The sequence below is a fragment of the Loktanella atrilutea genome, from assembly GCF_900128995.1.
Lineage (GTDB): Bacteria > Pseudomonadota > Alphaproteobacteria > Rhodobacterales > Rhodobacteraceae > Loktanella > Loktanella atrilutea.
The window spans coordinates 23,047-47,438 of record NZ_FQUE01000012.1; the positions used below are offsets into that span (position 1 = coordinate 23,047).

The window sequence follows — 24,392 nt, forward strand, 5'->3', positions numbered from 1 at the left end:
AGTTGGCCATGGCCAACTTCCCCAAACGAACAAGAAACCCAGTTAGAGGAGGCAGACACCACACAAAAAGAAACCCCCCGAAGGCGGTTAAGCGCTCCAGAGGGTCCCGATCTACTGCAATTCATTGGTACCCCCAAATTTTGAACGCTGCAACACCGATTTCGGTGACCGGTATCATTTTGTCGTCTGAAAATGTATGTACCACCATCCAGCAACGGCTCTTGAAGCCGGGGCACAGTCGATCTGTGCAGTAAATGAAAGCACCGCATTTGATGGTGTGGGAACGGTTGCGCAGCAGCCATATTTTCATCCTATCAGGCGCCGTGATCTGTTGGCCGCGGTCAATACCGCCGCGAAAGATCTTGGGTTGCGCCCAGCATCGGTTGTCGTCATCGACGCTCTTTTGAGCTGCCTACCGTGCAGGGATCCCAAAACGGGTATCGACAATCCAATTACGCCGCTGACACTGCTCACAGTCTACGCCGCCAACGCGACCCTTTGCTTCAGGGCGAAAGGCATCACTGACCGCCAGTTGCGTCGGCATTTGGAGACACTCGAAAATGTCGGCCTGATCTCAAGGAAAGACAGTGCCAACGGGAAACGATTTCCAATCCAACGATCTGGCAAGGTCATTGGTGCCTTCGGGATCGACCTGTCACCTCTTCTGGCGCGGTCGGCGGAAATTATCGACTTGGCGCAACAACGTCGCGACGACGCGGCCGAGCTGCGCGGGATGCGGTCCTGTATCCAGTCGCTTCGTATGGCCTGTCTCGATCTCGACGTCGACAAGGAAATCACAAGCTTTCTCGACAGCATTCGCAATGTCCTGCGTCGTGCTACAACGACTGTCATCGAAGCACGCGCCATCATCTTTAAACTCAAAGGCATCATCGCTGACACCTGTGCCGTAAAAAAACCGGATCAGACTTTGAACGAAACTACGGTCAACGTTCCGGTTGAACCCTCCTGTGTCGCCCAAAAACAAAATGCAGAACCGCAGGAAACGTCCGCCACAGACGGACGAAATGACCGGCACAAAGAACCTCCAAAATCATATACAAAAAAAACACTTCAGTCGCTGACCGATCTCTGGCAAGAGCTAACACATATTCGAAGTTTCTACCCCGAAATACCGAGATCAGATCATCACGCGCTTCAAATTGTTCATGAGTTCGGGAAGATACTGAGAATTAACCCGAACGTTTTGGCAAGTGGTATTGCATCGAATGGCTGGCGATCTGCGCTTGAAGCTCAAAATGAGATCGCTGCACGTGTTGCAACCATTGCCGACCCCACAGGTTATTTTAGAAGTTTGTTAAAGACTGGCGCAAGACTAAGTCAAATGTTCATTCCCGATATGAGATGGTATACCTCTGAGTGATGCAACCTACAGATCTCTGCTATGTTGATATCCCTTGTATCGCCCCAAAAGTCGGGAGTTGGCCGCGGCCAACTCCTACGGAGCGAAGGTTAGTGAAAGCGCTTCTCATTTAGAACAGCCCCACAACTACAGCTTCCCATCCCGGGCAAGCAAATGGGTAGATGAAGTTGGCACCGGACAGCTTTATTTCAGAGTTTAAAGGAGAGAGGATCCGATCTGCATTTTTTTGATCACGGCCCTGTGTACTGAAATGGGCCATTGCATCTGTGTCATAGCTCTGACCCGACTGCACCATGGCGGACCCCACCAGGACGCCAGCCTAAGCTGTCATTATCAAATAAACTGAAAGCAGTCCAAACCCACTGTAGCCAATGGTGTTTTGATCAAGCTTTTCGATACACGTCTTACGTTCAAAATGAAGCCAGCAAGCTTTAAGAATGCGCGCCAATATTTCTCCACCTATTAATGCTCTGGAAAATGATCCCCGACTGGGTGATTCATTTCTTAACCACAGATTTGCTCTGCCTTTCAGATAAACAGAGGCGTCTGCCTCATCGTCAATGGTCTTGGAGCCCACCACATCAATTTGCATTAATAGGATGTTGGCCGCGGCCAACTTTTGATCAGTACCCTATGTCCCAGGCCGGATAGGTGGTATATCTAAAGTCATCTTTAAATTGAGATTGGCAACCTCACTTCGCGGGAAGCATTGGTGGTATCAAGGATGACGATCTGAAGGGAATCTTTTGAGGTGATATCGGTCGTGATCTGATGGAGCGACTGAACGCCTTCGAACTGATCGGGAAGGGCTCCGCACCCTGCGCCGAGACTCGTCTTATACGCACACGGAATATTGTGATTTCGATTGATGGAGTGTAATAATTTTGCCAATGATACTTATATTTTCAACATTAATTGGCAAAAATGAGCAATATCAAATCACTAGATGGCGACAGCGTCCGAGATCTAGTTGATGCGCGAGAACGCTATAGCCTGTTGCGCACGTCACAGCGTGAGGCACGTCACAGCTACGGTGGGTCCATGAAATTCGAAGCCCGTGGGGATGCTGAGTATCTCATTCGGCGGCCCTATGCGAGTTCGACACGTAAGTCTTACGGTCGTCGCACGCCCGAGACTGAAGAGACGTTGCGCGCCTTCCTCGCTGGGCAGGCACGTGTGCACGATCAGATCGCAGGACTGCGCCAACAATTGGCAGACCGCGCACCGATCCTGCGCGCCAGAGGTTTGGGCCGCGTCCCGGTGCTGGCCGCACGCGTCCTGCGAAAGTTGGATGACATCGGATGGTTGGGGACCAATCTCGTCGTCGTTGGGACCAACGCTCTGTACGCCTATGAAGCCGCGGCGGCTCTACGGATCGAGAGTGCTATGCTGGCAACCGGCGATGTCGATGTGCTTTATGACGCCCGTCGCCGTCTGCGGGTGTCGGGCGATGTTGATGAGCGCGGACTCATCGGAGCCCTGCGCTCCGTCGACCGTTCGTTTAGCAGGCCATCGAACAAAACCTACACGGCCGCGAACAGGGACGGATACATGGTCGATCTGCTTGAGCCTCAGGATCATGATCGCATCATGCGTTACGGTTCCGCCCGCCTGTCTGATGACCCGGATGATCTAATCGCCACCTCAACGGACAGCAGTCGTTGGCTGTTGAACGTTCCGAAGTTCGAGACCATTGCCATTGATGAGCGCGGACTGCCCGTCCGAATTGTTACTCTCGATCCACGCGCCTATGCCCTGCAAAAATTATGGATCGCCCGCAATGACCCGACTCGGGATCCAGCGAAGCGCGGGCGTGACGAAGATCAGGCACACCTTGTCGCGCAGATTGCGACACGGCACCTTGGGCTTCCCTTCACTGACACTGCACTCTCAGCGTTGCCAGAAAGCTTCCGGGATCTGGTTGGGCAACTCATTGTCGACGGAAAGGAAGGTGTCGATTGGTGACTTCGAAGTGCAGCTCTGAAGTGACCTGTGGAGAGCGGCTCAATCTACATTGTGATCCGGTGCGATGATCCGGCAGGTTAAAGGGGGAGGGGGGCACTCTGCAGCAGCGGCAAACGGCTGATGCGGGAGTGCGCAAGAGGATCATCATGACCGCGCCCGACGGGACATGGCCCATGCATTCGTTCACGCCTTTGAACTTGGCGTGAACGGTGAGGACAATGGCGCCGGGGGTTCTTTTGTTTAGCCTTCACTTGAAGGCATTTGATTCCCGAAACATCTTCGCCAGCTCATCGTCGTGTTCAGCGAGGAAATCTTTCAACACGCTTGCAGGCTTCACGTACTTACGCGCGGCGGGGTCGAGTTTTGCGAAGACCTCGGCCATGGCGGCGGCCAGCGCGCTTGCCTGACCGATCTGCGGTCGCAGGTCGTTACGGCTGAACATGCTTTCCGGCTGGATGTCGTTCACGCCTGGAGTTGCGGCGTGCAGAGAGCCAGCCGGTGCTGCGTCGCGCGGTTTATTATCGTCGTAAGATTTTGCCGTTTCTTGCGAAGCGTTGCCGTTTGCAGATTTAAACCCTCCTCGTTCGAGTGTCCGCGACAGAATCTTCTCGTCGCTGTCGTCCATCGGCAGGGGGAGGCGGCGGCGGGGACCATCAGACATCGAACTGACCTCGCAGGCTTTGCGTCAGTTTATCCGCGGCCGCCTGCATTTTCAGGAAGGGGGCGGCATCGCTGCCGGCTGTGATGGCCTCTGCGGTCGTCATGCGACGCCCCAGAAAGCTCATGATGGCGGCGGACTGGTGGATGGCGTCAACCGCCCCGAAATGATCATAGATGAGCTCTCGCATGACAAGCATCTCCGCATTGGGGAATCCGTTCGGGCGTTGGTAGACGACGCGCAGCATGTCCATGGGCGGGACCGTGGATCCGATCTCTTGCAAAGCCGTTTCAAGATATCGCAGGGTTTTCTGAACGCCCATCACTTCAGCTTCGACCGGACCGCTTGGCGAGATCACGAGGTCGCAGATCGCGAGGGCCGCCAGCTGCCTGACATCGTCGGATCCGGCGGTATCGATGATGACCCAGTCGGTCTCGTCCTCCAGGATCGTGATGAGAGCGTTGTAGTGCTGCGCAAAACTGGCGCCGGCGATCGGTGCCATCCGTGACGTCAGAAGGGCAGGGGACCGCTGGGCTATCGGCTCCGCCCATTTGGTCAGTGTGCCCTGCGGATCGAGGTCGATCAGCTGGACGCGCGCGCCCTCACGCAGCAATCCGTCAGCGCAGAGGGCGGCGAGTGTCGATTTCCCGACGCCGCCTTTGGTGGATGCAAAAGTGATGACGCGCATGCGGGATCCTTGACTGGTGCGACCGGCTTCCTGCCGATCACCTGCTAAGAGCAGTTCTTCCTTAGATTGTTTTGGCGCATGGCGCAACGCGGATCGCGCATACGAAATGTCGCATGGCGCACTGCACATGGCTCATGCGTGATGGCGCGTATGGTATCGCGGATCGCGGGTGGCCCGCGGCGGATCAGCCAATGACCATCGTACGTGGCGCGTGCGCCATTCGCGCATCGCGCTGATTCAAATGATGAATGCGATCTGTCATTGCTGCGCCGTCGCGAAATGCCACGCCTTTCTGAGCTCATCACGCGACGGACGTCCGAAGAAGGCCGGTCTCATGTCGCGGCAAAACGCCTGCGCCAGGAAACGGAGTGGCGCGATCGGCGGAGCCGTCGCTGGCCACACTGTCCTTTGCACGTCGCTCACGCAAAACGTGTGTTTCACGTTGTGGCGCGCGTCGTGAGGGGGTAGGAAGAGGTAGCAGGATATGTTCCCTGTGATACACATTCGTGCTGAGCCGACATGACACTCAAATCCTTCACGACGCAGCACAAGACAGCGGCCGGCAATATGCTCCTGGAGGGTGCGGCACCCAAGGCTGTTGCGCAGACATTCGGCGTCCATGTCTCGACGATCTATGCGCTCAGGAAGACCCTGGGTCATGGCCACGCCAAAGCGGACCGGGCGTCTCATGTCGTGCATCTGCGGCTGTCTGACGCCGAGTTCCGCGCACTGGAGGCCTTCGTGGTCGACGCGGGTCTGCCGTCACGGACCGCTGCCCTGCGGTCGCTGATCCGGGGGGCGACTGGCTTTCTGGAACTGCGTCGCGACGAGTTCATCGATCTGTCGGAGGTGCGTGGCGAGCTGAAGGCCCAGGGTCGCAATCTCAATCAGATCGCTTTCGCGCTAAACAAGGCCGCCCGGATGGGGGGTGCCGTTCTGTCACCGGCAGACCGCGCGTTTCTGACGGGGCTGAAGCAGGCCTATGTGGCACTCGACGGCCATGTGTCTGGCGCGTTCCGGGAGGTGCGGCAGAAGGGCAGGGCGGCCTTGCACGCGGCGACGCGGCTATGAGTGCCGCGGGCTTTTACGACGAGATCCTGATCCGGGCCAACCGTGGCATGGGCCGGACGGCTGTCGGCGGCGGTGCCAAGCCGCGGGCCGAGCGGATCTGGAAAAGCCTGACCTCAGGCGGGAGTGCGTTTGTGAAGCGCATCCCGGGGGCCGGTGTGCAGCATCCGACGCAACTGGCGGGTCAGCTGGCCTATGTGAACGGCAAGGCGAAGGCGATCTTCGGGTTCGCCACAGATGTCTGCGGCGAGGGTGATGCCTTTGCGCAGGCCGACCTCGACAAGATGATGGAGGCCTGGGCGCAGGATTGGCACGGCAGGCCGCGCAACGGGCACACCAGCCACATGGTGCTGTCGTTCCCCGATGACGTCTCGCAGGAGAGCGCGGTCCTGATCGCGCAGGAGTGGTGCGCCGAGATGTTTGAGAGCGAGATCCACGTGGCCGACACCTGGGAGTACGTGGCCGCCCTTCATACGGATACGGCAAACCCGCATGTGCATGTGGTGCTGAACAACCGCGGGGCAGGGGGGGCGTGGTTCTCGATCTCCACTGCGGGTGTGTTCAATCCGCAGATGATGCGGGACCGCATGACGGATATTGCCGACGATTACGGCGTAAGGCTCGAAAGCCTGAGCCGCGCCGACCGGGGGCTTTACCGCGATCCGATCGGCAGTGCCGCGGTCTTCGCCGCCCGCGAGGGGCGCAGGTTACGGGGCGCTGACGTCGTAGAAGATCTCGCTGTCGATTGGCGTCGGGAGGACATGCAACGGACCGCGACCCTCTACACGGTGCTGGCCGATTTTGCCGAGACGATCGGTGCACCGATGATCGCCAGCCGCGCAAAACTCTCAGCCGCGGCCCTGTTCGCAGGCAAAGACGTCCCGAAAGGACAGGATATGGATATCGACCTCGACGTAACGGCGGACCGCGCGGACATTCGTGTGTCACTGATTGGCTGGGCGGAGCAGAACAGCGACGCCCTCGATGCCCTGCCGGAGGAGACCCGCAGGCAGGTCATGACGAAGATCGATGCGGCGCTGACGCTGATCGAGACCGACGGCACGGAGGATCTGTCCCAAGACAGCATTTGGGCGGGATTTGGCGTGGCACCGTCGTCCTACCTGATCCCTGATATGGACAAGCTGGAGGCTAGGGCCGCCCTTTATGCAGGTCCAGACAAGACCGACCTGCTGCGGGCGTTCGTGGGAGGGCAGGCGTTCGATGCATACCTTGTGACCGGCGAGGTTGCGCCCCGTTTCGCACCCATCCTGCCTGTTGTTGCCGAGGCCTACGCCGAGATGCACAGCCACGATCTGGCGGAGATCCCGCGCGCCATGACAGCCTACATCGACACCTCCGCAGCACTCGGACTGGACCCGGGTGACATAGCACAACGGCTGATCGCACGCCTGGACGATCCGAAGATAAGCGCGCAGCGGGAGCGGGGCGATATCACCCGCATCGTAACCCATCGCGGGTCTGATCTGTCCGACACCGCGGCGGTCGCTACGGCCGCGGAGGATTATCGCGACTTCCAGCTCGGGTTGGCCGAGGTCGAAGAGACGCTGATCGCCGCGAGTCGGGTCTACAGTCGCGCGGGCGTTGCACAGATCCTGGAGGACGCCGCACATACGGCGGCCTCAACGGGCCGCGCCGATCTCGCTGACAGCGCCACCGGCCGCCAAGTGCTGACGGCCTTCGTAGCCCTGGAGGGCAGGGGGGCCATGCAGGAGATTGCGTCCGGCAACAGGGATCCGCTCGCCGCCTACCTCACCACACCGGCCTCCCAACGTCTGGCTGCCAGGGAGCTGCTGAAATCCGCAAAGTCCCTCGATGTCGGCCTGGAGCTAGACGAGATCGAGACCGGGCTTGAGGCCGTCGATCCGACTTATTCCCGCGGGCTGGGCTACTCGATATGAGAGCGCTCTTCGCGAGCCTGCTGGCCATCTTCTGCGGGCTGGTGACAGGGTCCGCGCTGGCCAGCGTCTTTCTGACGTTCGCCTTGCGACGGGACATCCTGACCATGGACGTCCTGCTGCACGCCAGATCCGTGGCGGCGGGCGTGTGGGGGACACAGCCTTACCTGACCGGGCATCTGATCGTCGCAGGGGTCGTCGCGGTGTTCGTGGTCATCTCCATCGTCACCGTCATCTGGGACCGGCTGGTCAGTTACGGCGAACGCCGCTTCCAATCCCTGTCCAGCCTGCGCAAGAACAGGATGATCAACGCGCCCGGCTACGGGTTTGTTCTGGGCGAGCAGATCACGCCCCCGGCGCAACGACCGGATCGGCCGATTAAGGTGAAGGCCCGTCATAGAATCCTCGACAGAGCGCTCCCGTTCCGGACCCGCCGCCTGCGCTATGTCGCGTCGCTCTACAGCACCGTCAGCAACGTGCTGATGATTGCCCCGACGCGGTCTGGCAAAGGTGTCGGCTTCGTCATTCCCAATGCCCTGACCTTTCCCGGCTCGATGGTCGTGCTGGACGTGAAGGGTGAGCTCTGGGACGAGACCGCGCGGGCCCGCCAGCGGATGGGCGATGCGGTCTACAGGTTCGCGCCGCTCGACTTTGAACACCCGACGCATCAGTATAATCCACTGGCCCGGCTGCTCGACATCGAAGACATGGAAGAACTGTGGACCGGTCTGGAACGGATCGCACAGCTGTTCCTGCAATCTGACGGCAAGCAGGACTGGCTCGAAGGCTCGATTTTGTTGTTTGTCGCGGCCGGTATCCTGGCCGTGCAGCGCGGCAATCCGACGATGGGTGAGATCTACCGCATCCTATTCGGCACGGGGCAGGGCGAGGACCTCGGCAAATCATCCGCCGATCTGCTGCATGCGGCAGCCCGGGAATGCAAATACCCGCCGGCGGCGCGTGAGTTCAGTACCAAGGCGTCGCTCGATGCCAAGATCCAGCAAAGCTACATCTCGATCCTGAACGTGGCTGGCCTCGCGCAATGGGCGAACCCACGGGTCGAACGGGTCACGCGCCGGAATGACTTTGACTTCACCCAGATGCGGCGCACCCCGGCATCGGTCTATCTCGTGGTCCAGTCGGAGGACATCGAACGGCTCAATTCCCTGATCCGGTTGTTCTTTGCCGATCTGATCTCGTTCCTGCGGTCGTCAAAGCCAAAGGATGATGAGCCCTGGCCGATCTTCATGCTGCTGGACGAGTTTGACCAGCTGGGTCACATGCCGCTGATGGTGCAGGCGATGAAACAGACGGCGGGCCACGGTGGGCGTTTTGCGATCATCACCCAGTCTGTCCCCGGTCTGCTGTCGATCCCTTACACGCCGGAAGAGGTTAAAGCGATCGAGAGTGCCTGTCAGGTCAAACTCTATATCTCAGCCAGCGAGGATTTTACGGCTGGTGAGCTGGAGACAGCGCTGGGGACCCGCACGGGTGCGACCGTCAGCCGGACCCGCGAGATGACGGATGTGGGCTTCGGGGCAGGGAGTGTCACCCGCAGCACCGAGCACCGCCCGCTGCTGTCCAAGCAGGAAATCCGCGACATGGACCCGGACAAGATTATCATTTTGCCGGAACGCCAGAACCCGATCCTTGCCAACCGGATCAAGTACTACGAGTCCGCGGAAATTCTGAAGATCCATGCCGCGCAAGAGGGGCAATCCTATCCTTTCCCCCCAGCGGATCCGTCTGAAAAAACCATGACGATGACCGACGTCCGCGCCGCAGTGGCCGCGGCGCAGGAAAAGGACGCTGAGACTGCCCTGACGACCGAGGCGGCGATCGTCGAGATCCGGTCCGCAAAGACGGCAGCCTCAGTCGCCCCGCGGGTCAAGAAGGTCGTCAAACCGAAGCCGGATGGTACCTTGACCGAAGCCGGGCAGGCAGCACTACTGGGCATGGCGCAGGACATCGAAGGCCAGCTCTCACAGACGACGAAACGGCTCACGGAAGAGGTCTGAGCCCGGCCAGGTTTGCGCCGTACGTGCTGGCCTCGCAGGTGGTCATGATCTGACTTTATCCCCTGTCTGGAACGGGTAAGATCGTCGCCATGAGTCAGAATATCATAGAAGCGTGTATCGCAGAACGGCCCGGGCACGGGGATGACCACCTTGTTTATCGGTGGACTGACTTTTGGGCGCCGCGCATCGCCGCAAATCGTCACGCGGTGTCGGGCATGCTCACGCTGATGGATGATGAGCCTGAGCTTCCCGATGACCTGCTTGCACTCTTCAGCGCCGTTCTTGCCGCCATGCGCATGAACCGCGAGAACCGCGAGAAGGACGCGCAGGCCATCTTTGCACAACTCGAGGATTGGCTGGACATAAAGGTGGCAACGCAAGGTTTTGACAACCGACAAAAAGTCGGGCTGTGTCGGGCGTTCATCGAGGCGGGACTGGAGCCACCCGACGGGATCCGATTCAGCCTCGACGCTGCCGCTGACGATGCGGACATCGCAACCATGGACATGCCCGATATTGCAGAGCTGATCCGTGACCTGATCCCGGACAACGTCACGGGCTACCCGGCGTACATGATCCTGCGCGAAGCCATGGGCGCGATGCCCCGACCTGCAGCGGTCCTCTTCGTCACGCAGATGGTGGCGCTTGGCGTCCCGAAGCCGGTCGCAGTCGGGCGATATTTATTGCTCGATCCGGTGGGCGAGATGCGCAGCGCGGCGGCCCAGGGGTTCGCCGACCTCGCACAGGCTGGTGGCGTGGATGCAGGCGTGCTCTCCGATCTGATCCAGCTGCGCAAGTGGATGCCGGATCCGGACATCAGGACGGTTCTCGATCGCGGGATCAAGGATGCGCTGCGGTATGAGCCTTCCGGCGGGTCTGTCCAACGGCCATGGACGCTCCATCGACTGGTGTCGTCATTGCCTGACGGCACCGGAAGCCAGAGCATTCTCGCGAGTGTCAGCCGCGGCAGCCAAAAATGCATTGCGGCGCTGTTGCTCAAGACAGGTCACGGCATCAAGGACGCCTATGCCATCCCCTGCAGCAGTGCCAGCGATCAGCGGCGAACGCTCGCTGAGATCGAAGGGTCGATGCCGATGCACGATGTGCCGGCTGAGTATCTGCCGGCTGCACTGGCCGCGGCAATTGGCGAGGGTCTTGCTGCAGGCCTGCCTCCGGCGCCGGGTCTTCTGGATGTGGCAGAGATGCTCGGGCTCCACGACATCGCGCCATACGCTATCTCGGCAAGGTCGATCACCGACATTTCCGATCCTGACGCCCAGTTGGCCGCCATGTCTGCGGTCAAGCGTAGTCAGCTTATTAACCGCAGCATCTCGTGGGTGCGCGACCACGAAATATCGTCGAGCTGGTTTGTCAGCGATGCGGAGCTATTGTTGGCCTTGGAGGAGGTCAGAACCGAGCGTCAGGCGACGCAGGCGGTCTGGGCGCATCTGGAAACGCAACGCGGCTTCTGGTCATCGCTCTTCGCACGGTCGGCCGTAATTTTGCGCCACGGTGACGGCGACGCATGGCTGGTCTTTGCGGCGGTCGCCCAAGGTCTGGATACGGGCCGGGCGCTGAAAAAGATCCCCATCTTTGAGATGATCGTCGCGCTGACTCTGGATGTCGCAGAACAGGGCGGCGAAGGGTTGCGAGAAGACGGTGTATCCCAGTTGGACGATCTGGAAAAAGACGATGACATGGGCCCTGACATCGTGCCTGAATCAAAAGGCGAGCTGGAGCGCCTGCTCCGCAAAACCCCGCTCAGTCCGGATATGATCGATGGTTATCTGACCGCAGTCATCGTGGCGCCGCGGTTCGTCACACCGACGGACTGGCTGCCGCCACTTTTTGATGGCATCGCGTTTCCCGGCGGCAACAAAGTACATCGCGTGCTCGACATCATCATGCTGCGATACGATGTCATTCAGGACAGCGCTTTCGATGGGGACATTGGATCGGGCCTCAGGACATGCGCGGCAGAGCGGTTCAAAGACTGGCTCGCCGGCTTTGCCCTCGCCAGTACGATCGCAGCCGCCTGGCCGAAGCGGGGGCTCTCGAAAGACGATCAGAAAATCCTGCAGCTGATCAGGGAAGGGGCGAAGTATGATAACATCCAATCAACATTAATGCCGTTGCTGCCCGGCTGGCTCGTCGGCATGGCTGCACGGGCGGTCGATGGATGAGGCCCACCTTTAAATCGGTTGATCTGATCCCGTTTCGAAGCCTGTAGGCTTCGATCACCGCTAACTCTTTTCGAAGGTAGGTTTGTGCTTAATGCTCGCCATGCCACCACTCACCGAAGGTCTCCGGGGTGTCACGCTGTCAGGCCTGCAATCCGGCTTGAACACGATTTTTTTCCGCTGATACTGAGATGAGGCAATACGCCGCAGGCAAGCTGCATCGCCGGATTATGTGCCGGGGTGTGTTCCGCTGTTCCAATAACGGAGACCTTGAAGATGTTGCCGACACCACTGAGCTCCATCCCGGTTGACACGTCTTCGCCGGAGCTTCCTGTTGCAGCCCTTGAAGCCGCGGTGCGCGCGGCAAAAATCGGCGTCTGGCACTGGGACGTGCGGACGGACACAATCAGTTATTCGGATCTGGCACGATCCATCTTCGGACTTCCGGAGACCGGTACGATCACGATGGAGATGGTGCGCGCCCTGACTCACCCTGAAGATCTGCCAGTCACGCGCGACATTGCGCGAAGGGCGCTCGATCCGGCGGTCCGCAGTTCTGAGGTCTACTCCTATCGCATCATCCGACCGGATACTGGTGAGGTACGCTGGATCCAAGCCCACGGCCTTGCGCAGTTTGGAATGGTCAACGGCGCCGAGGTCGCGCTGACGTATTCCGGCTCAATTCAGGACGTCACGGAACGGCGCGTACTGCGCGAGGCGCTTGCCGACCGGGAGGCACGACTTCGTTTGGCGATCGAAGCGGGAGACCTTGCAGTCTGGGATCTCGATATTGCGACAGACATGGTCAGCCCGTCACCTGAACTGAATCGTCTGTTTGGCTTGCCGCAGGATACCATTCCATCGGCGGACGATTTGCGGCGTCTTTATGCTCCTGGGGAAGAGGAGCGTTTGCAGGCAGTAAGTGCTGCGCAAATGGCAGAGGGTAACACCAAGGTGCAGAGCGAGGTGCGCTTTATACTGCACGATGGTCAAGAACGGACTTTCTTGTTGAGGGCAGACATTCAGCCGGAACAGCCGCCGTTCAAGCGGGCCCTCGGTGTGCTTATCGACGTGACGGACCGTGTCAGGCAGGAACAACGCCTGACCACGATCGCTATGGAAATGCGCCACCGACTGAAGAACGCCTTTGCGGTCATCGCCGCCATTGCCTCTAAGAGCTGGCCGGCAAATGACCGGGATAAAGGCCTGAGATGGTTTCGGGGGCGGTTACAGGCCATCAGTGCGGCAACCGATCTCATGTTCCAACCCGACACCGAAGAATTGTTGATTGCGGATCTGGCTGACCGCATCGTCGCTCCATACAGGCACCCTGACCATGATCCCTTCATTCTTGAAGGATCAGGTGTCGCCGTCCCAACGTCGCTCGCCACACCTGTTGCAATGGCCCTACATGAGTTGGCGACTAACGCCGTAAAATACGGTGCTCTTTCGGTGCCTGAGGGTCGGGTTACAGTTCGGTGGGAGGCGATCGCAGATGCGGGCATTAACATCGAGTGGCAGGAGAAAGGAGGCCCTCCTGTAACTGCGCCCGAGCGAAGTGGCTTCGGTTCGACCTTGCTCGGCAGTGCCCTTTTCCCCGCCCCGCACCAGGTTGAGCATGACTTCGATGTTGAAGGAGTCAGATGCACCATCGTATTGCGGCCAAGCTGACGCATACTGTCAGATTACGGCCCGCGAAATCTTTAGCTCGTCCCTATCTCGTTGACCAAGTGCCCTTGCATAAGCATCAGCGACCGCCACGGTTATGCGAAGCTGCTCGCTATGTCGCGGAAGGACTGGCTGATCAGGCTGGTCTGGTAAGGCTTTGGAAAGAATGAGGCCCCTGTGGGCAACATCGTCTGATCGATGCCAGTGGCACCAGATGCGACGATGATTATAACGGGAGGCCACCGATGGCGGACATATGATGCAAGCTTCAACCCGTCCATTGAGCCAGGCATGTCAATGTCGGTAAATAAAATACCGATGTCCGGATGCAGATCCATCAATACAATAGCCTGATCCGCTGAGCTGGCATCATATGTCTTGAAACCTGCGTCACGGATCATGTCCACTGCGTCCATTCGGATGAGATACTCATCTTCGACTATCAGAGCGGCGGGCAATGTCTGACTTTGCATGAGTTCGTTTATCCACCATATCTTTGCTGATCTAAGTTAAGTTATACCGACGAGGCGTCAAGTCCAACGGGTGCTACAGCAGTCCACTGGCCCAACCTCGGTCCATCACCTTTTGCAACCTTTTTACAATTTAATCACCTTGAGCACTGGCGGCTTCGCTGCGTTTGACGTGGCTTCCATGGACATCGTCGAAACTGAAATCGATGCTGGCAAGTTCTCAACTCTCGTCGCCGCCGTCGAAGCTGCAGGTCTGGTCGAGATGCTGAAGATTGAGAGTCTGCTCACTGTCGTCGCGCCCACAGATGAAGCCTGAGCCAATCTGTCTGACAGCACGGTCAAAGGCTTGCTGGCCGATCCTGAACCTTAATCAAAATTCCGACCTTGCCATACTGCGCCGGGTGCGGTGATTTTAATGGATATGAGCAATGGCATGACGGCCACTGCGTTGGAAGGACAGGACGTTTCCACTAGGTCTCGGTGACACCGTAATGGTAAGCGATCCCACCGTGATAATACCGGAAATTGCTGCTTCGAACGGCTTGTTTCACGTGATCGACACCGCCATCATGCCGCCGCTGGAAGTCATTTAGGCGAGCAGTGGGGGACTGACATTAGCGCTGATCCTGTTGTGGAACCGACCGGGTCTTTTCGTTTCAATTTTTAAAACCGATGCGTTTGTCTGGCACCCGCATTTCGCTGTGAGGAGGGCACCTCCTTACTAAAAGGAACGCCCTCCTGGCTTGTCCTTTACCCGGATATGAGTCCCAGGCTCCCAAGCTTCAAAATCACCTGTTGGGCGCAGTCGTCGACATCAGGTCCTTCAGTATGAATGCGCAACTCGGGTGTCTGCGGAATCTCATAGGGATCTGAGATCCCCGTAAATTCCTCGATCTTTCCTTCCCGAGCAAGCTTGTAAAGGCCTTTACGGTCGCGCCGTTCGCACTCTTCCAAGCTGGTTGCGACGTGGACCTCGATGAAGGCGCCATGGTTTTCAACATCTTCCCGCACTGCGCGCCGGGTCGCCGCGTAAGGGGCGATCGGCGCGCAGATGGCAATGCCGCCGTTCTTGGTAATTTCGCTTGCCACGAAGCCGATGCGACGGACGTTCACGTCGCGGTGCTCTCGGGAGAACCCAAGCTGAGAGGAAAGGTTTTTTCGAACGGTATCGCCGTCGAGTAACGTCACCGGTCGGCTGCCCAACTCCATGAGTTTTACCCGGAGCGCATTGGCTATAGTCGACTTGCCCGCGCCTGATAGCCCCGTAAAAAACACCGTGAAACCCTGCTGTGCGCGCGGAGGACTGGTGCGACGCAATTCTCGGACGACCTCGGGAAACGAGAACCACTCGGGAAGTTCGATCCCCTCGCGGAGCCGACGCCGCAGCTCGGTGCCCGAGATATTGAGAACGGTTGCGCCTTCTTCGATCTCGTCGGCCGGCTCATATTGCACCCGCTCCTGAACGTAGACCAGGTGTTTAAAAGGGACCATCTCGATTCCCATCTCGGCCTCGTGCGTCTTAAAAAGTTCCTGTGCTTCGTAAGGGCCGTAGAAATCCTGTCCTTGGCTATTCTTCCCCGGACCGGCATGATCTCGACCGACAATGAAGTGAGTGCAGCCGTGATTTCGGCGGATGATGCCGTGCCAGAGCGCCTCGCGCGGCCCACCCATCCGCATGGCTACATTGAGCAGACTCATCGTCGTCGTCGCAGCCGGGTACTTATCGAGCACCGCTTCGTAGCAACGTACGCGCGTGAAATGGTCGACATCGCCCGGCTTGGTCATGCCGACCGTCGGATGAATCAGAAGATTGGCCTGCACCTCCTTGGCCGCGCGGAAGGTCAGCTCCTGGTGCGCGCGGTGCAGCGGGTTACGGGTCTGGAAGGCCACAATTCGTTTCCAGCCGAGTTTGTGGAACATCATCCTTAGCTCGTTAGGGGTATAGCGGTGCGCTTTGAAATCGTAGTGCGCTGGGGCCTCGATTCCTGTGACCGGCCCACCGAGATAGACCTTGCCGGCCTCGTTGTGGAGGTAATTCACGCCGGGATGGGCTACATCGTCGGCCCCGAAGACTTTTTCCGCCTCGCGCGTCTTGTCAGGCGTCCATTTGTCGGTGACGCTCATCGTGGCGAGGATGACACCCTCCTGATCGCGCAACGCGATCTCTTGCCCTTCCTCGAGGGTTGCTGCGAAGCGCTCTGACACATCGAGGGTGATCGGCATGGGCCAAAGAGTCCCATCCGCGAGCCGCATGTTTTCGACAACCCCGTCGTAATCGTTGCGAGCGAGAAATCCCTTGAGGGGATGGAAGCCGCCGTTCATCAGCAGTTCCAAGTCGCAAAGCTGTCGGCGGGTGAGGTCCCAACTGAGAAGCTGCGCAGCCCGCTCCTGATGTTCTTTGACAGTTTCTCCGGAAACGTAGAGTTCCGGGATCGCGCTGAAGTTGGATTGGATCATGTGGCCGAAGGTCCTTCGTATTTGCAAAACAGGTAGGAGGCGCGCAGCATATGTGTCCGCGCCGGGTAGTCAGGGATCAAAAGTTTCAGGTTGCTGGGGCCCGTATTCCGGCGGGATCTGATGCCCGTGGCGGGCTGACCTCCTATCCTCATGGTTATGGTCATGATCGGAGTCATCGTTGAAGCAAGGGAGGCGCAGGTGCATCCAGCAAGAAGTGGCAGCAGGTAACTAAACTGCTTCATGATCTTCTGTGCGAAAGTGAAATGAAGAAGGTCCGCGCGGCACCGGCCAAATCGTGTCCTGCCGTCGGTTTCGTGATCAATCCTGAACAGCAGCGGGAGGGCACGGGCGACAGGGACGGTTATGATCGCCATCGCAGTGCTGATTACGAGGATCAAAAGCTCCCAATGCGTCATCGCAATGGGGTATTGTCCACCCGCAGCGGGTTTTAGCGTTGATCCAAAACCGGAAGAAGCCAGAAGTGCGAACATGGTGACCGAAGTGTAGACAGACCTTCGGCTCATGGTTTCCTGTCTTCCGGACCTTCGGGCTCGAAGAACATCACGATGGGCGCATCGTCCAATCCGGCCTCCATCATCCAGGCACCCAGCCCATCAGCGAGTTCTGCGCGGGTTTGTGGTGGCAGCCGCGTCAGTGCGTTCATGAGCTCCTCCTGGATCGTCGGTTCGAGAGCTTTGGTAAGTTTTCGTCCTGCCTCCGTCAGGCGCAGCTCGACCCGGCGCCCATCGTTTTCCGATCGGGTCCGGATAAGGAAGCCGAAAGCCTCAAGACGCCCAACGACCTCGGACACGGTGCTCTGATGTGTGCAGGTCAGCCCGGCGAGCTCGTTAATGGATAGCCCCTCATGGCGGCCAATATGCCCAAGAGCGAGCGCCTGCGCTCCCGTTATGGTCGAAATCTGCTCCGTTCGCATGGAAGACCGGCGAAGCGCCTGAACAATCCGCCTGACAGAATCCATGATAATCTGATCGTTGCTGGCCAAATGATTCGGGTATCCAAGATGATATATGGGAACCGATGCATCTCATATGTCGCATCTTTTGTCTTGTCCATCCGGTCGCGGCCCCGGGCATAGGCCGATTTGAAAACTGATGTCCTGACCTGATGGTCGTGGCAACAATGACGACCTTGCCCGGACACACGGTTTGCACGCGGGACGGCCCGACAGCCCACCCATGCGCAGCGCCGCAGATCGCATTCCCCAAGCCGTGAGTTTCGAGTTCATCGGCATTGACCGTCCCGTCGATCTTCGCCAGAGCCTTCAATTACTTCATGTGTAAGATGGGATTATTGGTCGTGCTTGGCGCCACGGCTGCGACGGTGTGGCACTACGTCTTCAACCTGGTGTTATGCTACGTTCTGAATCGGCGCTGAGGGGATGAGCGCAAGACGATCGCAATTCGGATCGTTCATGCCGTGCTCTTCGAAGTGAAGCTACTGTTTCTCCTGCTGCCACTCTTGGCCTGTTGGCTCGGTGTCTCGCTGATTGCTGCCTTGATTGTAGAAATCTCCTTTGCGGCCTTTTAAATGGGCTACGCCTTCGTTTTTACCTTGGATTACGATACCCTGTTTCCATCACAACAGCACATACGGGTAGCGCAATCATGGATGACGAGACCAACGGTGGCACAACCCCCTGTTTCGCCCATCTCTTGGTGGACGGGCATCTGATCGACCCCGACACTGCACGGGACGTTGCGCGGTTTAGACGCGCAGAACGCGCGCGCCTTATCGCCGCGCGAGCCCTCGCTTCGGGAGATCGGGACAAAGCAACGTCCAGCTTGATCGAAGGTCTCGACAGGACCGTCGCACTTGAGACCCGTATGACCATTGCAATGTACTGGCCGATCAGGGGCGAGCCGGACCTCCGCCCCTGGATGCACCACGCGCACGCCGCCGGGCATCGGATCTTGCTTCCAGTCATCACCGAGGAACATGCACCCCTCGAATTCCGCACATGGTCCCTGAATAGCCGGATGATCCACGGTTTCTGGAATATCCTGGTCCCGGCCGAAGGCGAGACGCTCGTGCCCGAGCTCGTCATAGCGCCGCTCGTCGGCTTCGACGACGACTTCTACCGCCTGGGAAACGGTGGAGGGTATTACGACCGAACTCTCGTCCGGCTCGACCCGCAGCCGCGGGTCATCGGTGTCGGGTTTTCTGGATGTCGTTTGCCGAGCATCTTCCCGATGCCCTGGGATGTGCCGATGACCGAGATATTGCTATCGGATGGGACCCATCTGAAACGTCAGTTGTCCGCTCCTCCCCGCCAGGCAGTCCAAGAAGAAGACCAGGATAAATAAGGCGCCAATGCCGGCGATCAGGGCGCAAGGATATTCCTGGTGATGTAGTCGGCCCGCCTGGCACAGAAAATCCCCGCTTTGACCTGCGCAAGGGATCTAAGTTCGCGACCGACGAAGCGCTCGGGCTCAAAAAATTTTACTCCCTTGAGGCAGCGATGTGCGATATCTATCAGCTATAAAGGATCAAGTGGCGGCACAAATATCTCCACGATACCCCTCTCATTCCCCACCCGACCGGCCTGAATCACCAAGTCGATTGTCGAACGCAGATACCGCATGACTTCCGCGTATTGCAGTTGCGTTCCCGTCCCCATCACCATCAGCGCCAGCCGATCCATTGCCTTGCGGGCGGTCTGGGCGTGCAGCGTGGTGAACGATCCGCCGTGGCCGGTGTTGATCGCTTCCAGAAACGTCGCCGCCTCTGACCCGCGCAGCTCGCCCACGATGATCCGATCAGGACGCAGGCGCAGGGTCGCTTGCAGCAGTTTTTCCGCCGTGCGCGGGCTGGCCGGGGATCTGTCTGCGATCAGACCGACCACGTTGGGCTGACGCGGGCGCAGTTCGGAGGAATCCTCGATTGTTACCAGCCGTTCGTAATCAGAGATCAAGTAGAGCATACGCCGCCCCAATTCTGTTTTCCCGGTGGACGTACCGCCCGCGATCACGATGTTTAGTTCCAGCCGCAGCACTTCCTTCAAAAAATCATCGACGCTTCCCGCACGGGCGATAACCTCAATGTGGCGCAGCTTTCGGGTCCGCTCTTTAACTTGAGACGCCGTCACATCATCCCGCAGAAAAGAGAAGGTGCGCGGCTCCCCGGTATGGCCCGGTCTGAATATCCGAAACGATAGGACCGTGCCGCTGGCCGATGCGGGCGGGATCACCGCCTGGACGCGCAGCATCATCCCCGCGTGTTCAACGGACGTGGACAGCAATGGCGCTTTTTCCGTCAGCGCCACAGCGCTTGCATTCGCGCTTTGCTGTGCAATGTCCTTGGCCGCTTGCGGCGTAATGTCGTGTTCAGAGGCTCGCACCATCTTAGCCAAGCCCTGTCGTTCGACGTAGCACTGACCGTCGCCATTTATGACGACCTCGATCACTGTCCGATCCTGAAAGAGAGGATCGAACGGCTTGAGATATTCCGCGAGATAGGAGGACACTAGAACAGCTCCATATCGTTCGTGACCATGACCATAATCACCGAGCCATGCTCGACCGTGACGATCGGCGCCAGTGACAGGTATTCTTCGATCACCGCACTGGCGTTGTCGCTGGCGTCCGTGCTGATGGCCTCTGCCGGTATCGCGCTTTCGTCGTTCTGGACACTGGCCGCAGCAGCAGCCGGGGCCGCGCTGAATATCGAAATCAGCGCCGCAGACCCGAACCGTTGCAGGAACCGACTGTCGACCTTACCCGTCAGACCAGACCGTCCCAGCCGATCCGACCCGTAGGCTTCAAGGTCCACAACCTGTCCATTTGGCGTCACAACCCGGTCCCATGCGACCAACACCCGCTTCTGACCAACGGCCACCTCGTTCGCGTAGCGCCCGAACATCTGCGACCCGCGCGGGATCAGCACCCGGCTCATGTCGAATGACCAGATATCGTAGGAGACCGTGCTGGTGATCGTGCCAGACAGTTGCGAGTTGATGCCGGTGGTCAGCGTGGCCTCGATCACGGTGCCTTGCATGACGGTATTAGACGGCGCACCGATCACGCGCGATTGCGTTGGCGCGATCTTGTCCGACCCGGCACGGATGAACGCCTCATCGCCGGTATAGTCGCGGCCTTCGCTTTCCGTCCCGCCGCCTGACATGCCGTCGATGGGACTGTTGATCTGGGCTTGCCGCACGGCTTCCGCTTCGGCACGTCGCCGTTCGAGTTCCTGTTGCCGCGCTGCCCGTTCTTCCGCCATCATTTGTTCGGCCAGAGAGTCGTCAGTGGCCTGATTGACTTGCAGCAGCAGACTGGAATTTTCCGCTTGAGTGCGCGCCAGGTCGCGGTTGAGCTGGTCACGCTTTGCAGCAAGATCCTGCACCTCCGCCGACCGTGCCGCCATGTCGGCCGCCAGACTGTCGAGTTGTGTCTGTAGCGTTTCAAGTTGCGTCGTATCGACCACAGGGGCGGCGGGTTCTTGATTGCGGGCCGCGTCCAGTTGCCGGGTCACTTCGTCCAGACGCCTTTGCAGTTCAATTTCCGCCTCCGACGGGCCGCTCTCTGTCACTGGAAAGGCGGGGGCAAGGGCGATAACCGGCGTGAAGCCGTCTGACGCCTTACGCTGAAATTCGGACGCATCCGACGTGTCGCGTTGCGGGATCGTCACCGAACCATCGCGCCCCACCAGATAGGATACGCCAGCCCCACCGGCTGCGAGGCCCGTTATCAGCGCCACACCAATCAGGGCAGGGACGTTTGACTTTTTCTTGCCACCCTTCAAGCGGGCGGCGCGGTTTTCCATTTCATCAGCCATTGGTAATTCTCCCGCTTTGAACACAAATATATTCGCCGCCGTAGCGAATGACCCAGCGGTCAGACCGCGACCCGACGGTCACACGCGTTCCATCCGTACGCCCGTTGACGATGTATTCCCGGCCTTGAGCGTCGGCCCGGTAGATGCTGGGGATCGGCGCGTCGGGGCTGAAGGTGAAGAACGTCCGCCTGCCGTCGTCAGACACATTCACCGGCTGAATCTGGGCGTCCTTCGTGGCGGCCGAAATCACATAGGTTTGCGGTTTTCCCGCAGGGACCGAGGATTGCGCCGCCACAGCATGGCTTCCGGCTGGCGATTGAAAGCTGACCGAATAGTGCGGACGCACCGAGGCGCTTTCGTGCAGCTCGACCAGATAGAACCGTTGGTTCGTGACGATCACGCCGTTGGTCACGGCCCCCGCGATCACCGGCTTGACCAGAATGGCGTTGCCGCCGTCCGTGTCGGCAAACTGAAAACTTTCCGTGTCACCGGCTTTGAAATCCACAAAGCGTTCGCCCTGGGCCAGCGTTATCAGCGTGACCCGGCGCAGCTGGGTGTTGATCTTGTAAACCTGACCTTCCTGATAAATCGCGACAGCACTCCGCGCATCGACACGCATCGACCGGGGCGTTGTCTCCGCGAGGGCAGGGGTGGCAAGGGCCGCCAGCAAGGCGGCGCACAGCAGCTTGTTCATTCGCTCGTTCCTTCCGATGCGACACGGTATCCCGTGACCTGAAACCCGAACGGGTTCTGCCAAAGGAGCAGGTTGTTATCGACCGTGCTGGGATTGAAGTTGGTGGTGACGGTTGCGACGAAATCGCCGCGCTGGACCGGGGCGTTGGGACGCCGCAGCGTCTTGGTGAACCGGACCTGTGCCGTGTCGTTGTCGATCATCAGGACGTTGTTGATCGACACATCGACCTTGCCGTCCACGCCGTAGCTTTCGGGCGGATAGTTAGAATTGCCCGGCGTCCACAGCTGTTCGAGGGACTGGCGGACCGGGATCGCGGACCGCTTGAACACGGACAGAATGCGATATTCGTTGTCGTCTGCGTCGTAGGTTTCGCGGTCCATGACGTAGGCGTAAATCAGGCTTTCCACGACCGCCTGTTGCTGGTCCACGCTGGCGCGGTCCACGCTGACGCCGCGCTCTACCACGCCCGTGTCCTTGTCCACGATTGCGAGGTAGGCTTGGGTCTCATTGTGGGCCAGCCCGTAGGCCCCCATGCCCACCCCGGCGAGCCCCAGAACCATGCCTGTGACGGCCACGGCCCAAGCCCGCTTTTCCCGCTGACGCATCCCGAGGAGCGTTTCAGCGATGAAGTAGGACCCGCCCGCTTCACTGGCCGCAGCGACCGCTTTTTCCACGTCGGCGCGATCATGCGGCTCGACCTTGGAAAGTGGGCTTTTGAGAATCTTTCTCTGTTCAGCAGTGAGCGAGGTCATGCCGTTCTCCAGTCTATGAGGTCGCGTTTGCGGTTAAGTTTTAGCTTTGGCCCGGAGGCGTTCGTTGGACGCGCGGGCAAATTGCACGTCGCGCCGTCTCTGAATGAGACGTCCAGCCGCGTTGTCTGAAAGTTTCGCGCCGACGTTCGCCAGCTTCATGTCCATGGCCGATCCGAAGCGACGGGTCTGGGCGGCACGCTGGGCGGTTTCGCCGCCAGTGGTGGCACCGCTTAGAACCTGCGCACCCGACCGCTTCATAAACCCACCCGCAGCGATTGCCGGACGGCTGACGATGCTCAAAGCCTGCGGGGCGATGCCGCCGAGGTTAAGTTGTCCGGTGATGTTCGAGGCGACTTGCGGGATCGTCAACAAGCCGTAGATGCCGACGATGATAACAACCACCACGCCGGTAATGCCGATCAAGGTTTCTTCGCTTCTGGTTGAGAAAGCCCGTTCCGCCACCGTCGCCACAAACCCCATCACACCGGCAGCGGCGACCGGATACATGAAGTAGCCGATCAGCGCCGACACCCACGCCTCAAAGAGAAATTGCGTCCGGTTCAGGCATGTCGCCGCAATGGCGAAGGGTGCCAGCCCGACCAGAATACCGATCATGATTTTGGCAAACCCTGCCACCAGAATGTAGGCAGCTTGCAGCAGGGCCAGCAGCAGATACATGATCGCCCCAAGGAAACCCCGCGCAATGGCACTTTCCGCTTTGATCACTGACCCGGCAGTTTCTTGTGCCTGCGCTGCAAAGCCTTCTGCTAGATCAATAGACGAGGACGCAGACCCATCCGTAGCAGCGGAGAACAGGGCAGTTACGAGGCCGTCGCCCGTATTGGTCAGTGCGTCGTAGATCACTTCAAAATTGGCCCACGACAGCCCAAACGTGAAGATCAGCACGATCCTAAGAACCAGTTGCGTCATATCACCGGCGCGGGCGGTCACGACACCCAGCGCCACAGCGACACCAAATACCATGAACGCCATGACGGCCAAGACCGTCACGATTCCGCCATAGCCGTTCGCCACGGCGACAAAGGTATCTTCTGCCGCACCGCTGACGGCGGTGTCGATGAAACCCATAATTTCCGCGACGATTGCCATTCAATTATTCCAGTTCGAGCAGCATGGTAATGTCGCACATGCGGTCATAATCGTGTTTGATCTGGTCCCGCATCCGACCCGGCACCTTCGTAAAAAGGCGGAAGTTTTCGACGCCTTCGGTCAAGGTATCGAAGGCCGAGACGGCTTCGGACCAGTCCGCTTTGAGCGTGTCGCAAGTGCAGTCTTTGGCCTTGATCGCGTTGCCGTAGGCCATCCATTCATAGATGAACGCTTTGGCAATTTTGGTATTTGCCAGCCGCCAATCGCTGACCCCCCCAAGTTCATGTGCTGGAATGTAATCAGGATCGTGGCCGGAGCAGTTCGACACCTGACGCGGGCGGTTTGCATGGTCGGCAGCGACTTTTTCCGTGGGGATCGGCCAGCTAAAAAAGCCCATGTCCATCGCCCGCGACTGGATCAGGTTGGCAAATTCAGTCTGCGTGCTTTCTTCAGCAGGCACCAAGTAGCGCACACCGTCGCGGGCTTCGGTCTGGAACCGCTGGGCCGCAGCAGGGGAGGCCAGTGCGGCGACAGCGGCACAGATCAGCAGTATGGTTTTCACGGTGGAGTTCC

General features: G+C 59.0%; 24 protein-coding genes. 11 read left to right on the forward strand and 13 right to left on the reverse strand.

Going from position 1 to position 24,392, the window contains the following annotated elements:
• Positions 1 to 196: 196 nt before the first annotated feature.
• The gene (locus BUA54_RS17565) at positions 197 to 1,381 is read left to right on the forward strand and encodes a helix-turn-helix domain-containing protein (RefSeq protein WP_084114527.1); all 1,185 of its coding nucleotides are present in this window, start codon (positions 197 to 199) and stop codon (positions 1,379 to 1,381) included.
• Positions 1,382 to 1,700: 319 nt separating this feature from the next.
• On the opposite strand, the gene BUA54_RS20915 is transcribed toward BUA54_RS17565, so the two are convergent.
• Positions 1,701 to 1,997, reverse strand: coding sequence for a hypothetical protein (locus tag BUA54_RS20915; protein ID WP_143155483.1), 297 nt, complete (start codon positions 1,995 to 1,997; stop codon positions 1,701 to 1,703).
• A 425-nt stretch (positions 1,998 to 2,422) separates the two neighbouring features.
• On the opposite strand from BUA54_RS20915, the gene BUA54_RS17570 reads away from it, so the two are divergent.
• Entirely contained in the window at positions 2,423 to 3,346 is a 924-nt protein-coding gene (locus BUA54_RS17570) for a nucleotidyltransferase family protein (protein WP_245810776.1), read from the forward strand.
• A 247-nt stretch (positions 3,347 to 3,593) separates the two neighbouring features.
• On the opposite strand, the gene BUA54_RS20920 is transcribed toward BUA54_RS17570, so the two are convergent.
• Positions 3,594 to 4,007: a hypothetical protein gene (locus tag BUA54_RS20920; protein WP_143155484.1), complete on the reverse strand. Its 414-nt coding sequence runs from the start codon at positions 4,005 to 4,007 to the stop codon at positions 3,594 to 3,596.
• Positions 4,000 to 4,779 (reverse strand): ParA family protein, encoded by a 780-nt coding sequence (locus tag BUA54_RS17580; protein WP_178352779.1) that lies wholly within the window; start codon positions 4,777 to 4,779, stop codon positions 4,000 to 4,002. Before BUA54_RS17580 ends, BUA54_RS20920 begins: the two co-directional genes overlap by 8 nt.
• 432 nt (positions 4,780 to 5,211) lie before the next feature.
• Between BUA54_RS17580 and BUA54_RS17585 the strand changes: the two genes are divergently transcribed.
• From BUA54_RS17585 to BUA54_RS17605, 5 genes are all read left to right on the forward strand, one after another.
• Entirely contained in the window at positions 5,212 to 5,763 is a 552-nt protein-coding gene (locus BUA54_RS17585) for a hypothetical protein (RefSeq protein WP_072858580.1), read from the forward strand.
• On the forward strand, positions 5,760 to 7,679 hold the full coding sequence (locus BUA54_RS17590) for a relaxase/mobilization nuclease domain-containing protein (RefSeq protein ID WP_072858581.1): 1,920 nt from the start codon (positions 5,760 to 5,762) through the stop codon (positions 7,677 to 7,679). The genes BUA54_RS17585 and BUA54_RS17590 overlap by 4 nt, the downstream gene beginning before the upstream one ends.
• A gap of 104 nt (positions 7,680 to 7,783) precedes the next feature.
• Positions 7,784 to 9,694 (forward strand): type IV secretory system conjugative DNA transfer family protein, encoded by a 1,911-nt coding sequence (locus tag BUA54_RS17595; protein ID WP_178352780.1) that lies wholly within the window; start codon positions 7,784 to 7,786, stop codon positions 9,692 to 9,694.
• Positions 9,695 to 9,783: 89 nt separating this feature from the next.
• Positions 9,784 to 11,877, forward strand: coding sequence for a YecA/YgfB family protein (locus BUA54_RS17600; protein ID WP_072858583.1), 2,094 nt, complete (start codon positions 9,784 to 9,786; stop codon positions 11,875 to 11,877).
• A gap of 273 nt (positions 11,878 to 12,150) precedes the next feature.
• Entirely contained in the window at positions 12,151 to 13,545 is a 1,395-nt protein-coding gene (locus BUA54_RS17605) for a sensor histidine kinase (protein ID WP_072858584.1), read from the forward strand.
• A gap of 92 nt (positions 13,546 to 13,637) precedes the next feature.
• Here BUA54_RS17605 and BUA54_RS17610 read toward each other — a convergent pair whose 3' ends face one another.
• Positions 13,638 to 14,015, reverse strand: coding sequence for a response regulator (locus tag BUA54_RS17610; RefSeq protein ID WP_072858585.1), 378 nt, complete (start codon positions 14,013 to 14,015; stop codon positions 13,638 to 13,640).
• 178 nt (positions 14,016 to 14,193) lie between these two features.
• Here BUA54_RS17610 and BUA54_RS21405 point away from each other — a divergent pair, with 178 nt between their 5' ends.
• Together BUA54_RS21405 and BUA54_RS21410 are read left to right on the forward strand one after the other, a co-directional pair.
• Positions 14,194 to 14,328, forward strand: a complete 135-nt coding sequence (locus BUA54_RS21405) for a fasciclin domain-containing protein (protein WP_218588305.1) — start codon at positions 14,194 to 14,196, stop codon at positions 14,326 to 14,328.
• 175 nt (positions 14,329 to 14,503) lie between these two features.
• Positions 14,504 to 14,605, forward strand: a complete 102-nt coding sequence (locus BUA54_RS21410; RefSeq protein WP_218588306.1) for a hypothetical protein — start codon at positions 14,504 to 14,506, stop codon at positions 14,603 to 14,605.
• A 157-nt stretch (positions 14,606 to 14,762) separates the two neighbouring features.
• On the opposite strand, the gene BUA54_RS17620 is transcribed toward BUA54_RS21410, so the two are convergent.
• From BUA54_RS17620 to BUA54_RS17630, 3 genes are read right to left on the reverse strand one after another with little or no spacing between them, the layout of a single operon-like run.
• Positions 14,763 to 16,469 (reverse strand): bifunctional sulfate adenylyltransferase/adenylylsulfate kinase, encoded by a 1,707-nt coding sequence (locus tag BUA54_RS17620; RefSeq protein ID WP_072858586.1) that lies wholly within the window; start codon positions 16,467 to 16,469, stop codon positions 14,763 to 14,765.
• Positions 16,466 to 16,993 carry a hypothetical protein gene (locus BUA54_RS17625; protein ID WP_072858587.1) on the reverse strand — a complete coding sequence of 176 codons (528 nt, stop codon included), beginning with the start codon at positions 16,991 to 16,993 and terminating at the stop codon, positions 16,466 to 16,468. Before BUA54_RS17625 ends, BUA54_RS17620 begins: the two co-directional genes overlap by 4 nt.
• Entirely contained in the window at positions 16,990 to 17,448 is a 459-nt protein-coding gene (locus tag BUA54_RS17630; protein ID WP_072858588.1) for a MarR family winged helix-turn-helix transcriptional regulator, read from the reverse strand. The genes BUA54_RS17625 and BUA54_RS17630 overlap by 4 nt, the downstream gene beginning before the upstream one ends.
• Positions 17,449 to 17,918: 470 nt before the next feature.
• On the opposite strand from BUA54_RS17630, the gene BUA54_RS21590 reads away from it, so the two are divergent.
• Positions 17,919 to 18,017, forward strand: coding sequence for a hypothetical protein (locus tag BUA54_RS21590; RefSeq protein ID WP_245810784.1), 99 nt, complete (start codon positions 17,919 to 17,921; stop codon positions 18,015 to 18,017).
• Between the two features lie 77 nt (positions 18,018 to 18,094).
• Positions 18,095 to 18,793 carry a 5-formyltetrahydrofolate cyclo-ligase gene (locus tag BUA54_RS17640; RefSeq protein ID WP_342742735.1) on the forward strand — a complete coding sequence of 233 codons (699 nt, stop codon included), beginning with the start codon at positions 18,095 to 18,097 and terminating at the stop codon, positions 18,791 to 18,793.
• A gap of 173 nt (positions 18,794 to 18,966) precedes the next feature.
• Here BUA54_RS17640 and BUA54_RS17645 read toward each other — a convergent pair whose 3' ends face one another.
• Genes BUA54_RS17645 through BUA54_RS17670 form a run of 6 tightly spaced genes read right to left on the reverse strand, consistent with a single transcriptional unit; the run spans position 18,967 to position 24,381 of the window.
• Positions 18,967 to 19,953, reverse strand: coding sequence for an ATPase, T2SS/T4P/T4SS family (locus tag BUA54_RS17645; protein WP_072858589.1), 987 nt, complete (start codon positions 19,951 to 19,953; stop codon positions 18,967 to 18,969).
• Positions 19,953 to 21,251, reverse strand: a complete 1,299-nt coding sequence (locus BUA54_RS17650; protein ID WP_072858590.1) for a TrbI/VirB10 family protein — start codon at positions 21,249 to 21,251, stop codon at positions 19,953 to 19,955. The genes BUA54_RS17645 and BUA54_RS17650 overlap by 1 nt, the downstream gene beginning before the upstream one ends.
• A gap of 4 nt (positions 21,252 to 21,255) precedes the next feature.
• Complete coding sequence (locus tag BUA54_RS17655) at positions 21,256 to 21,957, reverse strand: TrbG/VirB9 family P-type conjugative transfer protein (RefSeq protein ID WP_072858591.1); 702 nt, start codon at positions 21,955 to 21,957, stop codon at positions 21,256 to 21,258.
• A complete protein-coding gene (locus tag BUA54_RS17660) occupies positions 21,954 to 22,709 on the reverse strand; it encodes a VirB8 family type IV secretion system protein (RefSeq protein ID WP_084114537.1) in 756 nt (251 codons plus the stop codon). Before BUA54_RS17660 ends, BUA54_RS17655 begins: the two co-directional genes overlap by 4 nt.
• A gap of 33 nt (positions 22,710 to 22,742) precedes the next feature.
• Positions 22,743 to 23,819, reverse strand: a complete 1,077-nt coding sequence (locus BUA54_RS17665; protein ID WP_072858592.1) for a TrbL/VirB6 family protein — start codon at positions 23,817 to 23,819, stop codon at positions 22,743 to 22,745.
• A 4-nt stretch (positions 23,820 to 23,823) separates the two neighbouring features.
• Positions 23,824 to 24,381 carry a hypothetical protein gene (locus BUA54_RS17670; protein WP_072858593.1) on the reverse strand — a complete coding sequence of 186 codons (558 nt, stop codon included), beginning with the start codon at positions 24,379 to 24,381 and terminating at the stop codon, positions 23,824 to 23,826.
• Between the last annotated feature and the right edge of the window lie 11 nt (positions 24,382 to 24,392).

Excerpts from the sequence above, each read along its gene's own strand:
- BUA54_RS17565 (WP_084114527.1), top strand. The coding sequence starts at position 197 with ATGTACCACCATCCAGCAACGGCTCTTGAAGCCGGGGCACAGTCGATC.
- BUA54_RS17570 (WP_245810776.1), top strand. The coding sequence starts at position 2,423 with ATGAAATTCGAAGCCCGTGGGGATGCTGAGTATCTCATTCGGCGGCCC.
- BUA54_RS20920 (WP_143155484.1), bottom strand. The coding sequence starts at position 4,007 with ATGTCTGATGGTCCCCGCCGCCGCCTCCCCCTGCCGATGGACGACAGC.
- BUA54_RS17585 (WP_072858580.1), top strand. The coding sequence starts at position 5,212 with ATGACACTCAAATCCTTCACGACGCAGCACAAGACAGCGGCCGGCAAT.
- BUA54_RS17590 (WP_072858581.1), top strand. The coding sequence starts at position 5,760 with ATGAGTGCCGCGGGCTTTTACGACGAGATCCTGATCCGGGCCAACCGT.
- BUA54_RS17595 (WP_178352780.1), top strand. The coding sequence starts at position 7,784 with ATGGACGTCCTGCTGCACGCCAGATCCGTGGCGGCGGGCGTGTGGGGG.
- BUA54_RS17600 (WP_072858583.1), top strand. The coding sequence starts at position 9,784 with ATGAGTCAGAATATCATAGAAGCGTGTATCGCAGAACGGCCCGGGCAC.
- BUA54_RS17605 (WP_072858584.1), top strand. The coding sequence starts at position 12,151 with ATGTTGCCGACACCACTGAGCTCCATCCCGGTTGACACGTCTTCGCCG.
- BUA54_RS17610 (WP_072858585.1), bottom strand. The coding sequence starts at position 14,015 with ATGCAAAGTCAGACATTGCCCGCCGCTCTGATAGTCGAAGATGAGTAT.
- BUA54_RS21405 (WP_218588305.1), top strand. The coding sequence starts at position 14,194 with ATGGACATCGTCGAAACTGAAATCGATGCTGGCAAGTTCTCAACTCTC.
- BUA54_RS21410 (WP_218588306.1), top strand. The coding sequence starts at position 14,504 with ATGGTAAGCGATCCCACCGTGATAATACCGGAAATTGCTGCTTCGAAC.
- BUA54_RS17620 (WP_072858586.1), bottom strand. The coding sequence starts at position 16,469 with ATGATCCAATCCAACTTCAGCGCGATCCCGGAACTCTACGTTTCCGGA.
- BUA54_RS17625 (WP_072858587.1), bottom strand. The coding sequence starts at position 16,993 with ATGAGCCGAAGGTCTGTCTACACTTCGGTCACCATGTTCGCACTTCTG.
- BUA54_RS17630 (WP_072858588.1), bottom strand. The coding sequence starts at position 17,448 with ATGGATTCTGTCAGGCGGATTGTTCAGGCGCTTCGCCGGTCTTCCATG.
- BUA54_RS17640 (WP_342742735.1), top strand. The coding sequence starts at position 18,095 with ATGGATGACGAGACCAACGGTGGCACAACCCCCTGTTTCGCCCATCTC.
- BUA54_RS17650 (WP_072858590.1), bottom strand. The coding sequence starts at position 21,251 with ATGGAAAACCGCGCCGCCCGCTTGAAGGGTGGCAAGAAAAAGTCAAAC.
- BUA54_RS17655 (WP_072858591.1), bottom strand. The coding sequence starts at position 21,957 with ATGAACAAGCTGCTGTGCGCCGCCTTGCTGGCGGCCCTTGCCACCCCT.
- BUA54_RS17660 (WP_084114537.1), bottom strand. The coding sequence starts at position 22,709 with ATGACCTCGCTCACTGCTGAACAGAGAAAGATTCTCAAAAGCCCACTT.
- BUA54_RS17665 (WP_072858592.1), bottom strand. The coding sequence starts at position 23,819 with ATGGCAATCGTCGCGGAAATTATGGGTTTCATCGACACCGCCGTCAGC.